Origin of the sequence: Pseudomonas sp. M20, from assembly GCF_045037865.1 — a bacterium.
GTDB lineage: Bacteria > Pseudomonadota > Gammaproteobacteria > Pseudomonadales > Pseudomonadaceae > Aquipseudomonas.
Genome location: NZ_CP173611.1, coordinates 4273325 through 4287178, shown reverse-complemented (window position 1 = coordinate 4287178; position 13854 = coordinate 4273325). Strand labels below are relative to the sequence as shown.

The 13854-nt window shown below is 59.9% G+C and carries 13 protein-coding genes; 8 read left to right on the top strand and 5 right to left on the bottom strand.

The annotated features are described in order from the left end of the window. Positions 1–154 precede the first annotated feature (154 nt). Together ACI514_RS19040 and ACI514_RS19035 are read left to right on the top strand one after the other, a co-directional pair. On the top strand, positions 155–436 hold the full coding sequence (locus ACI514_RS19040; protein WP_077571401.1) for a DUF1145 domain-containing protein: 282 nt from the start codon (positions 155–157) through the stop codon (positions 434–436). Next, entirely contained in the window at positions 429–1187 is a 759-nt protein-coding gene (locus ACI514_RS19035; RefSeq protein WP_405122204.1) for a collagen-like protein, read from the top strand. The genes ACI514_RS19040 and ACI514_RS19035 overlap by 8 nt, the downstream gene beginning before the upstream one ends. 170 nt (positions 1188–1357) lie before the next feature. Here the strand turns inward: ACI514_RS19035 and ACI514_RS19030 are convergent, their stop codons facing one another. After that, a complete protein-coding gene (locus ACI514_RS19030; protein ID WP_405122203.1) occupies positions 1358–1822 on the bottom strand; it encodes a CopD family protein in 465 nt (154 codons plus the stop codon). Between the two features lie 99 nt (positions 1823–1921). Here ACI514_RS19030 and dinG point away from each other — a divergent pair, with 99 nt between their 5' ends. The 5 genes from dinG (at position 1922) to pdxH (ending at position 9870) form a co-directional block, all read left to right on the top strand. After that, positions 1922–4066, top strand: coding sequence for an ATP-dependent DNA helicase DinG (gene dinG, locus ACI514_RS19025; protein WP_102902682.1), 2145 nt, complete (start codon positions 1922–1924; stop codon positions 4064–4066). A 95-nt stretch (positions 4067–4161) separates the two neighbouring features. Next, positions 4162–6642 carry a beta-agarase gene (locus ACI514_RS19020; RefSeq protein WP_405122202.1) on the top strand — a complete coding sequence of 827 codons (2481 nt, stop codon included), beginning with the start codon at positions 4162–4164 and terminating at the stop codon, positions 6640–6642. Positions 6643–6833: 191 nt separating this feature from the next. Beyond that, complete coding sequence (locus tag ACI514_RS19015; RefSeq protein WP_160056381.1) at positions 6834–7979, top strand: serine hydrolase domain-containing protein; 1146 nt, start codon at positions 6834–6836, stop codon at positions 7977–7979. A 113-nt stretch (positions 7980–8092) separates the two neighbouring features. After that, positions 8093–9199, top strand: a complete 1107-nt coding sequence (locus ACI514_RS19010; RefSeq protein WP_405122201.1) for an OmpA family protein — start codon at positions 8093–8095, stop codon at positions 9197–9199. Between the two features lie 23 nt (positions 9200–9222). Continuing rightward, entirely contained in the window at positions 9223–9870 is a 648-nt protein-coding gene (pdxH, locus tag ACI514_RS19005) for a pyridoxamine 5'-phosphate oxidase (protein WP_160056385.1), read from the top strand. Positions 9871–9875: 5 nt separating this feature from the next. On the opposite strand, the gene ACI514_RS19000 is transcribed toward pdxH, so the two are convergent. Continuing rightward, entirely contained in the window at positions 9876–10112 is a 237-nt protein-coding gene (locus ACI514_RS19000) for a hypothetical protein (protein WP_405122200.1), read from the bottom strand. Between the two features lie 180 nt (positions 10113–10292). Here ACI514_RS19000 and ACI514_RS18995 point away from each other — a divergent pair, with 180 nt between their 5' ends. Then, positions 10293–10757 carry a glycine zipper 2TM domain-containing protein gene (locus tag ACI514_RS18995; RefSeq protein ID WP_007918566.1) on the top strand — a complete coding sequence of 155 codons (465 nt, stop codon included), beginning with the start codon at positions 10293–10295 and terminating at the stop codon, positions 10755–10757. A gap of 61 nt (positions 10758–10818) precedes the next feature. Here the strand turns inward: ACI514_RS18995 and ACI514_RS18990 are convergent, their stop codons facing one another. From ACI514_RS18990 to nhaA, 3 genes are all read right to left on the bottom strand, one after another. After that, on the bottom strand, positions 10819–11073 hold the full coding sequence (locus ACI514_RS18990) for a colicin E3-like toxin immunity protein (protein WP_064393075.1): 255 nt from the start codon (positions 11071–11073) through the stop codon (positions 10819–10821). Between the two features lie 7 nt (positions 11074–11080). After that, positions 11081–12301, bottom strand: coding sequence for an S-type pyocin domain-containing protein (locus ACI514_RS18985; RefSeq protein WP_405122199.1), 1221 nt, complete (start codon positions 12299–12301; stop codon positions 11081–11083). A 171-nt stretch (positions 12302–12472) separates the two neighbouring features. Beyond that, positions 12473–13657 (bottom strand): Na+/H+ antiporter NhaA, encoded by a 1185-nt coding sequence (gene nhaA, locus ACI514_RS18980; protein WP_099758184.1) that lies wholly within the window; start codon positions 13655–13657, stop codon positions 12473–12475. Between the last annotated feature and the right edge of the window lie 197 nt (positions 13658–13854).

The following is a 13854-nucleotide window of genomic DNA, read 5'->3' as shown; positions in this document are numbered from 1 at the left end:
GTAGGGCGCAGGCTAGAGCTGCCGGGCGATAATTATCGTCGTCCCGGCAGCCATTTGGCAGGCGATCGGGTTTTTTTCATTTATCCCTCTGGCTTATCCCCCGCAGAAGCCGTTACTGTGCGCCCAAAGAATAATTCGCAACACGGGGGAGCGTATGAAAGTGTTCTGGGGGCTGGGGCGGTTGTTGACCCTGCTGTTCTGCTGCGTGGTGCTGGCCAACCAACTGGTGCCTTTCGTACATCCGCTGCATCTGCTGGTCAATCTGGCCGGCGGTCTGTTGTTGCTGATCCATGTGTTCGAAGTGCTGCTGTGCAATCGCAGCCTCAAGGGGCGTGAGCACCCTTGGCGTGACCGTGGTCGCATCCTGTTGTTTGGCGTTTTCCACCTGCAAACCATCCCGGCCCCGGCCGCTCCGGAGGCTTCTTCCCATGCGTAAACTCTGCTTGCTCGCTGCATTTATCAGTCCGTTGGCCTGTGCCCAGGTGGTCAGTGTCGAAACCAATTCGCTGATGCGCTTGCCCAATACCACCAGCACCTTGCAGCTCGAACGTCTCGACGTCGCCGATTACGGCACCTTGCTGATTCCGGCCAACGTGACCGAATTGACCGTGGGCGAATTGCGTCTTGGCCATGAAGCTCGCATTGCGATCGTTCCGGCTGAACAGGCGCTGGAATTGAAAGTGGCCCGCGCCGAACTCAGTGAAGGCAGCCAGATCACCGCGCGCGGGGCGCCGGGGACTTATGAAAAAGCCGCCCGTGCGGGGCGCAATCTGAATCTGCAATTCAAGGCGTTGAACGCGCCGCAACTGTTGGTCGATGCCCGTGGCGGCACCGGCGCACCGGGTTTTGTTGGCCTGGATGGCGGCAACGGTGAAGACCCGGGCTGCACCTATGGTGCGGCCGGACATGGTTTTGATGGCAGTAACGGCAGCGACGGCCAACCGGGCGCACCGGGGGCGCTGGTGCGACTTGAAGTGCCGCGCGAGTTTCCGGTCGAGCTGATCAAGGTCAATGTGGCGGGCGGCAACGGTGGCCCGGCGGGTGTTGGCGGCAAGGCCGGGAAGGGCGGCCAGTCCAAGGGCTGCCTGGTGTATCGCGCCGATGGCGGCAAGAATGGTAAGGCCGGGGCGGATGGCCAGCCTGGGCCGGTGGGGGCGGCGGGTGCTGTGACTGTGCAGCGCCTGTAAAGGCAGACCCTCACCCTAACCCTCTCTCTGAGGGAGAGGGGGCCGACCGTGTCGATTATGGATTCAAAGCTAATCCTTCAGGTCGGCGTAACTCTTTAATATCCCCCATTCAGTCCCCTCTTCCTCCGGGAGAGGGCTAGGGTGAGGGGCTTTTGATCTTTACCCCATCTTCAGATCATCGGCCTCGCCGCCGCAACCGCCACCAGCAGCAACCCGACAATCAGATTAAGCCCCACCACCCGGCGAATCCGCCCCAGCACCGCCGCACCCGCCGGCCAGTCCTTCGCGTCCACCGCTTTACGCAGCTCCGGCAGCATCAGCCCCTGAATCCGGATAAACAACGCCGTCATCACCACATACAAGCCCATCATCACCTGCACATACTTCGGCGCGGTCTCAAAGCCGACCTGCTGCAGATGCAACATGCCCACGCCGCTGATCGGCAACAGGATCACCGCGACCCAGACCCAGCGAAAAAAACCTTGAAACACTTCCACCCACAAAGTCAGTCGGGCAGGGCCGTCGAGGGCCTTCACAGCCGCCGGGCGCAGGACCATCCAGGCGAAAAACATGCCGCCGACCCAGACCAGGGCGGACAGGACATGCAGGGGATAAACGAGGCTAAAAGGTGTCATTGGGGCACTCCGTTCTGCGCGGGATTAATTAGCGGGGTATGATAGCCGCCATCCGAAACCACTGAAAATTTATCCAGCGTTTTTTGCGCCCGACAATCCATGATCAGCACTGAACTCAAAACCACGATCCAGGGCGCCTATTCGCGTTTTCTAGAGGCCAAGAGCCTCAAGCCGCGTTATGGCCAGCGCCTGATGATCGCTGAAATCGCGAAAGTCCTCGGGGATATCGACACCGACGACGAAGGCCGGCGCAGTGGCGACCCCGCGATTGTCGCGGTGGAAGCCGGCACCGGTACCGGCAAGACAGTGGCCTACAGCATGGCGGCGATCCCCACGGCCAAAGCCGCCGGCAAACGCTTGGTCATCGCCACCGCGACCGTCGCCCTGCAAGAGCAGATCGTCTACAAGGATTTGCCCGACCTGATGCGCAACAGTGGGCTGAACTTCAGCTTTGCCCTGGCCAAGGGCCGTGGCCGCTACATGTGCCTGTCCAAGCTCGACATGTTGCTGCAGGAAGGCCACGCGCAGACCGCCACCGCCCAGCTGTTCGAAGAAGAAGGCTTCAAGATCGAGGTCGATGAGGCCAGTCAGAAGCTGTTCACCAGCATGATCGAAAAGCTTGCCGGCAATAAATGGGACGGCGACCGCGACAGCTGGCCGAATGCGCTGGAAGACGCCGACTGGGCGCGACTGACCACCGATCACAGCCAGTGCACCAATCGTCATTGCCCGAACTTCGGCCAGTGCGCCTTCTACAAGGCCCGCGAAGGCATGGGCAAGGTTGACGTGATCGTCACCAACCACGACATGGTCCTGGCTGACTTGGCCTTGGGCGGCGGCGCTGTGCTGCCGGACCCGCGTGACACTATTTACGTGTTCGACGAAGGTCACCACCTGCCGGACAAGGCGATCGGCCACTTTGCCCACTACACGCGCTTGCGCTCCACCGCCGACTGGCTGGAAACCACGGCGAAAAACCTGACCAAGCTGCTGGCCCAGCATCCGCTGCCGGGCGACCTTGGCAAGTTGATCGAGCAAGTGCCGGAGCTGGCGCGCGAGATCAAGGCACAGCAACAGTTCATGTTCAGCGCCTGCGAGCAGGTCGCCGACTTCAAACCCGGCGAAGACGTCGAGGGCCGTGAGCGTCCGCGGCATCGTTTTGTCGCCGGGGTGATTCCCGAGCACATGCGCGAAATGGGCATCGAGCTGAAGAAGGGCTTTTCGCGCCTCAACGATCTGTTCACCCGTCTGACCGACCTGCTCAAGGAAGGTATGGACGGTGAGGTCAACATCGGCATCGCCAGCAATCAGGCCGAAGAGTGGTATCCGCTGTTTGGCAGCCTGTTGTCCCGCGCTTCGGGCAACTGGGAACTGTGGACGGCATTCACCGCCGAAGACCCGGAAGACAGCCCGCCGATGGCGCGCTGGCTGACCCTCGCCGAAAGCGGTTCGCTGTTCGACATTGAGGTCAATGCCAGCCCGATTCTGGCGGCGGAAACCTTGCGTCGTAGTCTGTGGAACGTCGCGTATGGTTGCCTCGTAACGTCGGCGACGCTGACCGCGCTGGGCACCTTTGACCGTTTCCGCATGCGCGCCGGTCTGCCGAAAAAAGCCGTCACCGCTGTGGTGCCGAGCCCGTTCCATCACGCCGATGCCGGCGTGCTGCGCGTGCCGGATCTGAAAGCCGACCCGCGCGATGCCGCCGCACACACGGCGGCGATCATCCGTGAGTTGCCGGACCTGGTCGAAGGCTCGCGCGGTACGCTGGTGCTGTTCTCCTCGCGCAAACAGATGCAGGACGTGTTCGACGGTCTTGACCGCGACTGGCGCAAGCAGGTGTTCATTCAAGGCAACCTGTCGAAACAGGAAACCCTGAACAAGCACAAGGCGCGAGTCGATGGCGGTGATTCCAGTGTGCTGTTCGGTCTCGCCAGTTTCGCCGAAGGCGTCGACTTGCCGGGGGCCTACTGCGAGCACGTGGTGATCGCCAAGATCCCGTTCTCGGTGCCCGACGATCCGGTCGAAGCGGCACTGTCGGAATGGATCGAAGCCCGTGGTGGCAATCCGTTCATGGAAATCTCCGTGCCCGATGCTTCGCTGAAGCTGGTTCAGGCCTGCGGGCGTCTGCTGCGTACCGAAGAAGATCGCGGCACCATCACTTTGCTGGATCGGCGCCTGGTCACCCAGCGCTACGGCAAGGCGATCCTCAATGCGTTGCCTCCTTTCCGTCGTGAAATATCCTGAGACAACGGTGGGCAGTTTTGCCCACCGTGTTGTCTATCTCTCTGCCATCGCTTTTCCATTGGCCATTGTTGGTCGTTAGGGAGAACTCCGTTCTTATGATCCGCCGTTCGTTGCCTGCCGTATTTGCCTTGATCTTCGCCACGCCGCTGTTCGCGGCGCCTGCGGGTCAGCAGACCCTGTTCAACTTTGTCCGTCCTGCCGACGTGGTGAAAATCGCCACCGAAAACGCTGATCTGCCGCAAGCCAACGCGGAGCAAACGGCTGAGGGCGAAGTGCTGCGGCGGGTGACATTCAACCCGGTGGCCCGTCCGACCTTGCGTCTGACGCCGCAGACCGGCGCGTGGGACTGGTCGCAGTCCGGGATGATGACCCTGCGGTTGCAGAGCGCAATGGACTGGGCTGTGACGGTCTACGTGCAAATCCAGAGCAACGACGGTCGCACACTGGTCAGCCGCGTCGATCTGCCGGCAGGTCCTGCGCAAACCCTGTTGGTGCCGCTGGTCGCATCGTCACCGTTGAGTCTTGGCATGAAAGCCGGGCCACCCATGCCAATGACGGTCGATGGTCAGCGGATCCTGCTGGCCAGCAGCAGCGGTGAGATTGATCGCAGCCAAGTGGTTTCGGTTAGCTTGTCTTTGGATCAGCCGAAAGTCGCGCAGAGCTTGCTGCTCGAACGCTTCGGTGTGCAGGATGGCGAGTCGGTCACCCAGGCGGTGTACGGCAATCTGGTCGATGCGTACGGGCAGTCGACCCGCAGCAAGTGGCCGGAAAAGATCAGCAACGACGAGCAACTGAAATCCGCCGCCGCCAAGGAACAGCAACAACTGAAAACCTGGTTGGCCGAGCGTGAAAAGTCCTCGCTGGACAAGTTTGGCGGCTGGAACAAAGGCCCGGTGTTCAAGGCCAGCGGTTTCTTCCGAACTGAAAAGCGTGATGGCCGCTGGTATCTGGTCACACCTGAAGGGCACCCGTTTTACTCGTTGGGTGTGAACACCGTCAGCCCGCAGGTCAACCAGACTTACGTGGCCGGTCGTGAGTACATGTTCGAATCCTTGCCCAAAGCGGATGAGCCCTTGGCCAGTCACTTTGGCGAAGGTGACAACCGTGGCGGAAATGGTGTCGATCAGGGCCGGGGTTATGGCAACGGGCGCTGGTACGACTTCTACGGCGCCAACCTGCAGCGCGTCTACGGTGAACCGTGCAAAGCCGACAGTGATAACAAATCAGGGGTAGCAGAAGCAGCCAAGTCTGCCGCTGCCGAAACGGCAGCCGTGAAAGCGGCAGAGCCTGTGTCTGTACCTGCGGAGCCGAAGTCCGGTGTCGCTGAAGCAGCCAAGACTGAAACCGTACAAGCAACGACAGAAAAGGCTGCCGAGCCGTGCAAGGCCACTGTCGATGAGCAACAGTGGGCCAGCCACACGTTTGATCGTCTGCAAGCCTGGGGCTTCAACACGGTCGGCAACTGGAGTGCCGATTCGCTGACTGAAGCCGAGCGCGTGCCGTACACCTTGCCGCTGTCGATCGTCGGCGACTACACCAGCATCAGCACCGGCAGCGACTGGTGGGGTGGTATGCCGGATCCGTTTGATCCGCGTTTCGCCATGGCCACCGAGCGCGCTGTCGCCATCGCCGCCCGCGATCACCGCGACGATCCGTGGCTGATTGGCTATTACGCCGACAACGAACTGGCCTGGGCGGGACCTGGCGATGATCCGAAATCCCGCTACGCGCTGGCCTATGGAACGTTGAAAATGACCACCGACGTACCGGCCAAGCGTGCGTTCCTCAAGCAGTTGCGCGACAAGTATCGCAATCAGGCGGGGCTGTCGAAGGCCTGGGGCATCGATCTGCCGGCGTGGGAGTTGATGGAGGATCCGGGTTTCGTGCCACCGCTGCCGAATCCCGAGCATCCGGAAATCGAGGCGGACTTCAAATATTTCCAGAAGGTTTTCGCCGACACTTACTTCAAAACCATTTCCGACTCGCTGAAATGGCACGCACCCAACCAGTTGCTGCTTGGCGGCCGTTTTGCCATCAGTACCCCGGAAGCCGTGGCCTCTTGCGCGCAGTATTGCGATGTACTGAGCTTCAACATGTACACGCTGAAACCGCAGGACGGCTATGACTTTACCGCGCTGGGCGCTTTGGACAAACCGGTACTGATCACCGAATTCAACTTCGGCTCAGCGGATCGTGGCCCGTTCTGGGGCGGCGTCACGCCAGTGGCCAGGGAAGAAGATCGCGGCCCGGCGTATGCCAATTTCCTTAAACAGGCCTTGAACGAACCATCGATTGTCGGCGTGCATTGGTTCCAGTATCTGGATCAACCGGTGACCGGGCGTCTGCTTGATGGCGAGAATGGTCACTTTGGCCTGGTGGGCGTGACGGATCTGCCGTATCAGGGCTTTGTCGAAACCGTGCGCAAGAGCAATTTGCAGGCAATTGATCAGCTTGGCAAAGAGGCAGAGAAAGCGGCCGCCGCGGCGGGGCATGAGGCTGAAGGCGGGCGCAAAGGCGAGGCCGGTAAAGGGCCGGGGGCTGGACATGCCGGTGGTCATTCCGGCAATGGTCACTGACCTTTGATGCTCTAAAAAGATCGCAGCCTGCGGCAGCTCCTACATGGGAACGCATTTCTCTGTAGGAGCTGCCGCAGGCTGCGATCTTTTGACTTGGCTTTTAACCGTCCGGCCCGCAGCTGTTCCCAAATCCCTCTAGGGCTGGAACAATGCGGGCCACTTTGTAGAGCGTTTTCGCGGGGGAGTTGCGGGTGCAGATTCAGGGACATTACGAGCTTCAATTCGAAGCGGTGCGCGAAGCCTTTGCCGCACTGTTCGACGATCCCCAGGAACGCGGCGCAGCCCTGTGCATCAAGGTCGGTGGAGAAACCGTCCTTGATCTCTGGTCCGGCACTGCCGACAAGGACGGCGCTGAAGCCTGGCACAGCGACACCATCGCCAACCTGTTCTCTTGCACCAAAACCTTCACCGCCGTCACCGCGCTGCAACTGGTCGGTGAAGGCAAGCTGCAACTGGACGCCCCGGTCGCCCGCTACTGGCCGGAATTCGCCGCCGCCGGCAAAGAATCCATCACCCTGCGCCAATTGCTCTGCCACCAGGCCGGTCTGCCGGCACTGCGTGAATTGCTTGCGCCGGAAGCGTTGTATGACTGGCAAACCATGGTCGATGCCCTCGCCGCCGAAGCTCCGTGGTGGACGCCGGGCACTGGCCACGGTTATGCCGCGATCACTTACGGTTGGCTGATCGGTGAGTTACTGCGCCGCGCTGACGGTCGTGGGCCGGGCGAATCCATCGTCGCTCGGGTGGCCAAGCCTCTAGGGCTGGATTTCCACGTCGGTCTGGCTGACGAAGAATTCCATCGCGTGGCACACATCGCTCGCGGCAAGGGCAATGCCGGTGACGCCGCCGCGCAACGCCTGCTGCAGGTGACCATGCGCGAGCCAACGGCCATGACCACCCGCGCTTTTACCAACCCACCTTCAGTGCTCACCAGCACCAATAAACCGGAATGGCGGCGCATGCAGCAACCGGCGGCCAATGGCCACGGCAATGCACGCAGTCTGGCCGGTTTCTACGCGGGCCTGCTCGACGGCAGTCTGCTTGAAAGCGACATGCTTGAAGAGCTGACCCGCGAACACAGCCTCGGCGAAGACAAGACTTTGCTGACCCGGACTCGTTTTGGCCTCGGCTGCATGCTTGATCAGCCGGACGTGCCTAATGCCACTTATGGCCTCGGCCCCAAGGCGTTTGGCCATCCGGGCGCGGGCGGCTCCATCGGTTTCGCTGATCCTGAGCATGATGTCGCCTTCGGTTTTGTGACAAATACCCTTGGGCCGTATGTCTTGATGGATCCGCGCGCGCAGAAGCTCGCGCGGGTGCTTGCCACTTGTCTGTAAAGTTTCATCCGAGGTCCCAGGGTCGGAACCTCAAGCGGTTTTTCGTTTCAAAACGGCTGTTTATCCGGGCGAAAGTGCTCTGATTTTTCATTACTTCATTTTGTGGATTTTCAATGTCATCTAAAAAGACCCTCGCCCTGGCCCTGTGTGTAGCGATCACCGGTTGTGCACAGACCCCGAAAAATGATGCGGACGGCGGCAGTTGGTGGCCGTTCGGCTCTTCCGACAAAGTGGCGGCCAAGGAGCCAGTACCGGCTCCAGCCCCTCTGAAACCTGCAGCCACCGCACCTGTGGCCAAAACTGAAAGCAGCAGCCCGTGGTACTGGCCGTTCGGTTCCGATGATGAAACGGTCAAAGCGGATATGAAGGCAGAAGTCGCCCCGGAAGCGAAAAAACCGGCGACCGTGGCCAAAGCTGAAGCAGACGCAGGTGGCAAATGGTGGTGGCCGTTTGGCGGCAAGGATCAGCCAACCACGAAGGCTGTGCCGATGCCGGATCCGAAAGTCACCCAGGCCTGGCTTGACGACTACGAGCCGCGCCTGCGTGAAGCGGTCAAGGACAGCAATCTGCAACTCGAACGCCGTGAAAACGTGCTGGTCGTGACGGCACCGGTCGAAGGCTCGTTCAACCCGGATCGTCCTGCCATGCTGCTGCCGATCACCCTCGGCCCGTTCACCCGTGTGGCGAAAATCCTCGAAGCCGACCCGAAAACTGCCGTGCTGGTCCTTGGCCACAGCGATTCCAGTGGTGCCGCGCCCGCCAACATCAAACTGAGCCAGGAACGTGCCCAGTCCATTGCGGCGATCTTCCGTCTCAGCGGCTTGCAGCGTGATCGCCTGATGCTGCGCGGCATGGGTTCCGAAGCACCGCGCGCCGCCAACGACAGCGTTGAAGGTCGTGCCCTGAACCGTCGTGTCGAACTGCTGGTGACCCCGCAGAACACCATGGTTGCGCTGCTGAGCAAGTACAACATGCCCGCGCCGAAGCCGGTGACCATGGTCGCGGCGCAAGACGTCAAGCCTGCCGCCAAGCCGGTCACCCCGGCCCCAGCCGCGAAGAAAGCTGCTGTGCCAGCGACCAAAAAGGCTCCGGTGAAAAAAGCTGCCGCCAAGGCGCCGGCTAAAAAGGCCCCGGCCAAGGCCCCAGCTAAAAAGACTGCTCCAGCCAAAGCCGCCGCGACCGACAAGAAAGTCGCCGCGACCGATGCCACCAAGAAGTGATCCGCTAACGAAAGGAATGCGCCATGACCCAGGCTCTGGCAGATATGCGTCGTGATTACACCCGGGATGGTCTGACCGAGGCGCAAGCTCCGGCCGAGCCGTTTGCGTTGTTCCACCAGTGGTTCGCCGACGCGGTGAAAACCGAACAGGCGCCAGTGGAAGCCAACGCCATGACCCTGGCCACGGTCGACCAGGATGGGCGACCGCACTGCCGCATTCTGCTGCTCAAGGGCCTGGACGAGCAGGGCTTCACCTTCTTCACCAACTATGACAGCGCTAAGGGCCAGCATCTGGCGGCCAACCCGTTCGCCGCCATGACCTTCTTCTGGCCCACCCTCGAGCGCCAAGTGCGCATCGAAGGGCGGGTAGTGAAGGTTACGCCCGCGGAGTCGGATGCGTATTATCAGGTGCGTCCGCTGGGCAGCCGTCTCGGTGCCTGGGCATCCCCGCAGAGCCGGGTGATCAACGGGCGCGGTGAGCTGGAAGATTTGCTCAAGGCCACCGAGCAGCGTTTCTCCGACACGCAACCCGACTGCCCGCAACACTGGGGTGGTTACCGTTTGTTGCCTGAGCGCATCGAGTTCTGGCAGGGCCGTTCGAGCCGTCTGCACGATCGCCTCAACTACCGTGTGCAGGGCGCCGACTGGATTCTTGAACGTCTGGCACCCTGAGCAGTCTACCGAGCGGGATAGCCTGCCGCAGCGGCCTCCAGCCACTTCGGCAGATCCCGGCGCTTGATCTTCTGCGCCTGAGCGCGAGCCAGCTGTTCGAGCATGAAGGCACGTTTGCCCTCGTTCTTGCCGGCCAATGACAGCGCCAGATCGCGATCCATCCAGCGCTTGATCCGCACGTACAACCACCAATGGAAGTACAAACCGGCGGCAGTGGTGACGACGATGATGAAGTAATCCATGAAAATCCTTGGTGTCGGTGGCGCAGATTCGGCAATTTGGCGCTACTGTAGGGGCTATGTCAGGGAAAGCGTGCAGGCGTCTGTACCGCGCCTGAATGAAAGCCAATTTATCCGGGCTGCGTCGTGACAGGCGTCAAGCAGCGGAGTTTAATGACTATATGTTTTTTTGGAGTTGATGCTATGCGTAAGTCTGTTCTGCTGGTTGCTTCCTTTTCCACGATGGCGATGTTGCTTACCGGCTGCCAATCGAGCCTGACCGGTGACTCCTACTCCCGTGACGAAGCGCGTCGCGTGCAGACGATTCGCATGGGCACCATCGAATCCCTGCGTCCGGTGAAAATCGAAGGCACCAAAACCCCTATCGGCGGCCTCGCTGGTGCAGCGGTCGGCGGCGTCGGCGGCAGCGCCATCGGCGGCGGCAAGGGCAGCATCGTTGCTGCGGTCATCGGTGCGGTGGCGGGTGGTCTGATCGGTTCGGCGACCGAAGAAGGTCTGACCCGTACTCAAGGTGTGGAAATCACCGTGCGTGAAGACGATGGCAGCATGCGTGCCTATGTGCAGCAGGTTCAGGAGAATGAAGTGTTCCGCGTTGGCGAACGCGTGCGCATCTCCACCGTCGGCGGGACCAGCCGCGTTTCGCACTAAGCGGAATTCAGGGTAAAGAAAACCCCGATCAGGTGACTGGTCGGGGTTTTTTGTTGGTTGCTTACCAATGGTCGCGGTAGACGAAAGCGACCTGAAAGTCGAAAGAAGATAAATCAATGGTTTGTCTAAAATGGGGTTGCAGGATATTTACCCATTGCGAGGGCACATCGAATCCTCCGTTGTTCACATTATTTTCGATTGGCATTCCAAGTGATTCGATAATTGAACCGTCATCACCGAAGTCTTTCGATAATTCTTCTCCTTCGCCCAGTTCAGTTTTCTTGTCATACCATTCAAGCCTGGCTCTTAATCCCATAGACCCCTCATAGATATTTCTTAATGCTGCGTTTCTTCTTTTTTGGCGGATCTAACTGCTTGCCGGTTTTGTGGTCGAACGATCCCAAGTGAGTGCCATCACTTGCCCGGTACGTCTCAAGTTCTCCATGTAGAAAATCCCATTCATATATTGTTCTGCCTTTCGCATCCGTCCAGCGATCTCGGAGACCACCCGCGTATGGGGTTTTCTTTTTTGCTCTTCTCAAACCGGGAAATGCAGTGATATCGCTTGTTTCGGGAGCAGGATGGTAGGTATGTCCAGCTTCGGCGGTACCGTGGCGTCGAACATTTAGAACAATATAAACCGGCCGAACCCCGGAGTTCGGGGGAAACACCAGAATAAAATCCCGGTACTCCGGCGGATAAGCCGGATTCACCAGAATCCCATCCGCCGCTGTTGTCGGCGGATAAACCCAAATATGCGGCGCTTGCGGTGCGGCTTCCAGCGCCGGAATACCGAGGATGTCCGAGCCATCTACAGCAGGCGTCCAGATCAGTTCTACACCTTCGCCAAAGTCAGCAATGAACTGGCTTCCACGCAACTTGAACTGCACGACATCAACCATTTCCCAATCGCGATTCTTGCCGGTGTAGAAGCCGTAGCCCTTCAGGCTGCCGTCGGCCTGTTGTTCGACCCTCAGCCGAACACGCGTTCGCGCCTGATCAAGTCCACGCAGTTGCTCGTCGGTATAGAGCGCGCTGTCGCCAAGGCTCGATGGCATGAACAGCGCAACCAAACCAACCAAAGGCGCAACAGCCGCACTAGATACAGCAGCGGGCAGTGCTTCAAACACCGATCCCGCCAGAGCCAGACTGCCAAATCCAACTGGAATAGCAGTTGCACCGATTTTCTTGAGAGGAACTACGCCGCTTTCATCGGCCTCACGCGCGCCTAGCAGGATCAGGTCGCCGTAATCCTTCAGGCTGTCGGTCGGCACCATCCCCGCAGGATTGGAGTAATCGATAATCGCATCCGGCAATTTGCAGGATTTGGCGAATACGCAGCCGGCACGAACGGGCTCGGCTTTTTTGACCGCCACTTCACGGCTGCGCTCGAACGCTTCTTGTCGCGCCAGCATGGCGTCGTAAGCGTTTTGTCTGGCATCGCGCTCGGCCAGTTCACTGGCTGTCATGTAGCGGTAAGTGACGTGGTGCCCGTCGCCTTGCGGTGGGTTAGAAACCCGGGGAATGTCCTTGTTGCCAGCCACTGATCGTCCTTTCGTTCATCCATCGACAGCCCTTCGCAAAGGGCTGCGCGACGTTAACGAAGCAGGAAAATGGTGGCTGTAGGACGCGTCTCTAAAGACGTGGGATTGTTCGCTGTGTAACAGGAACGCAGGAAACTTGTGGCGAGGGAGCTTGCTCCCTCGCCAAAGAGGTTATATCGCTTGGGAGTTCTTGCGACTCGCCGCCGCCGTCACCGCATAACCAATCAACGCCGCCAGAATCGACCCAGTCAAAATGCCCATCCGGTCCATTCCTGCGTAATCGCTCACACCCGGCTCAAACGCCAGCGAACCGACGAACAGGCTCATGGTGAAGCCGATACCGCAAAGAATAGCTACGCCCATGACCTGGCCCCAGTTGGCGCCTTGGGGCAGGGTGGCGATGCCGATCTTCACGGCCAGCCAGGTGAGGCCGAACACGCCGACGGTCTTGCCCAACAGCAGGCCTACCGCGATGCCCATCGGCACATGATGGGTGAAGCTTTCGACGGTAACACCGCTGAGCGACAGGCCAGCGTTGGCGAAGGCGAACAGCGGCAGAATGCCGTAAGCCACCCACGGGTGCAGCGCATGTTCGAGGGTCAGCAGCGGCGACGGCTCGGCGTTTTTCGTGCGCAACGGGATGCAGAACGCCAACGTCACACCGGCCAGTGTCGCGTGAACGCCACTCTTCAATACGCAGACCCAGAGGATCAAACCGATGATCATGTACGGCCCAAGCTTGACCACCCCGAGCCGGTTCATCGCCACCAGCGCCGCGATGCACGCTGCCGCCAGACCCAGCGACAGAGTCGACAGTTCGCCGGAGTAGAAGATCGCAATGATCACGATGGCGCCGAGGTCATCGATGATTGCCAGGGTCATCAGGAACAGCTTCAGCGACACCGGCACGCGCTTGCCGAGCAATGCCAGCACGCCGAGGGCGAAGGCGATGTCGGTAGCGGTCGGGATTGCCCAGCCGTCGAGGGCTGCCGGATTGTCACGGTTGAGGAACCAGTAGATCAGCGCCGGCACCAGCATGCCGCCGATCGCGGCCGCACCGGGCAGGACGATCTGTGAAGGCTTCGACAGTTGGCCGTCGAGAACCTCGCGCTTCACTTCCAGGCCGATGAGCAGGAAGAACATCGCCATCAGACCGTCGTTGATCCATAGCAGCAAGGGTTTAGCGATTTTCAACGCACCGATCTGCGCCACCACCGGGGTGTCGAGCAGGCCGGTGTACAGCCACGACAGTGGCGAGTTGTTGATAATCAGAGCAAGGATGGCCGCAGCGATCAATAACAGACCGCTGGCAGCTTCCAACTGAAAGAAACGCGTGAAAGTGCTACGCAGAGGCAAGGTCGCTCTCCATCGAATCGTCAAAAAGGTGGGACACCCTAACCCGTACTGTTAGTTGTTAAAACAAAAGTTATATTCTTTTTTGTTATATGGCGTTACAAGGTGTCTGGCTCAAGCCACGCTGAGCCTAGCAGTTGTCTGACATATTGAGACTCAGCTGTATCTGTGCGCGCTATAGGATTTTTCCTAAGCTGATG

Bases quoted from the DNA above. Each gene is read 5' to 3' on its own strand.
- ACI514_RS19040 (WP_077571401.1), top strand. From the start codon at position 155: ATGAAAGTGTTCTGGGGGCTGGGGCGGTTGTTGACCCTGCTGTTCTGC.
- ACI514_RS19035 (WP_405122204.1), top strand. From the start codon at position 429: ATGCGTAAACTCTGCTTGCTCGCTGCATTTATCAGTCCGTTGGCCTGT.
- ACI514_RS19030 (WP_405122203.1), bottom strand. From the start codon at position 1,822: ATGACACCTTTTAGCCTCGTTTATCCCCTGCATGTCCTGTCCGCCCTG.
- dinG (WP_102902682.1), top strand. From the start codon at position 1,922: ATGATCAGCACTGAACTCAAAACCACGATCCAGGGCGCCTATTCGCGT.
- ACI514_RS19020 (WP_405122202.1), top strand. From the start codon at position 4,162: ATGATCCGCCGTTCGTTGCCTGCCGTATTTGCCTTGATCTTCGCCACG.
- ACI514_RS19010 (WP_405122201.1), top strand. From the start codon at position 8,093: ATGTCATCTAAAAAGACCCTCGCCCTGGCCCTGTGTGTAGCGATCACC.
- pdxH (WP_160056385.1), top strand. From the start codon at position 9,223: ATGACCCAGGCTCTGGCAGATATGCGTCGTGATTACACCCGGGATGGT.
- ACI514_RS19000 (WP_405122200.1), bottom strand. From the start codon at position 10,112: ATGGATTACTTCATCATCGTCGTCACCACTGCCGCCGGTTTGTACTTC.
- ACI514_RS18995 (WP_007918566.1), top strand. From the start codon at position 10,293: ATGCGTAAGTCTGTTCTGCTGGTTGCTTCCTTTTCCACGATGGCGATG.
- ACI514_RS18990 (WP_064393075.1), bottom strand. From the start codon at position 11,073: ATGGGATTAAGAGCCAGGCTTGAATGGTATGACAAGAAAACTGAACTG.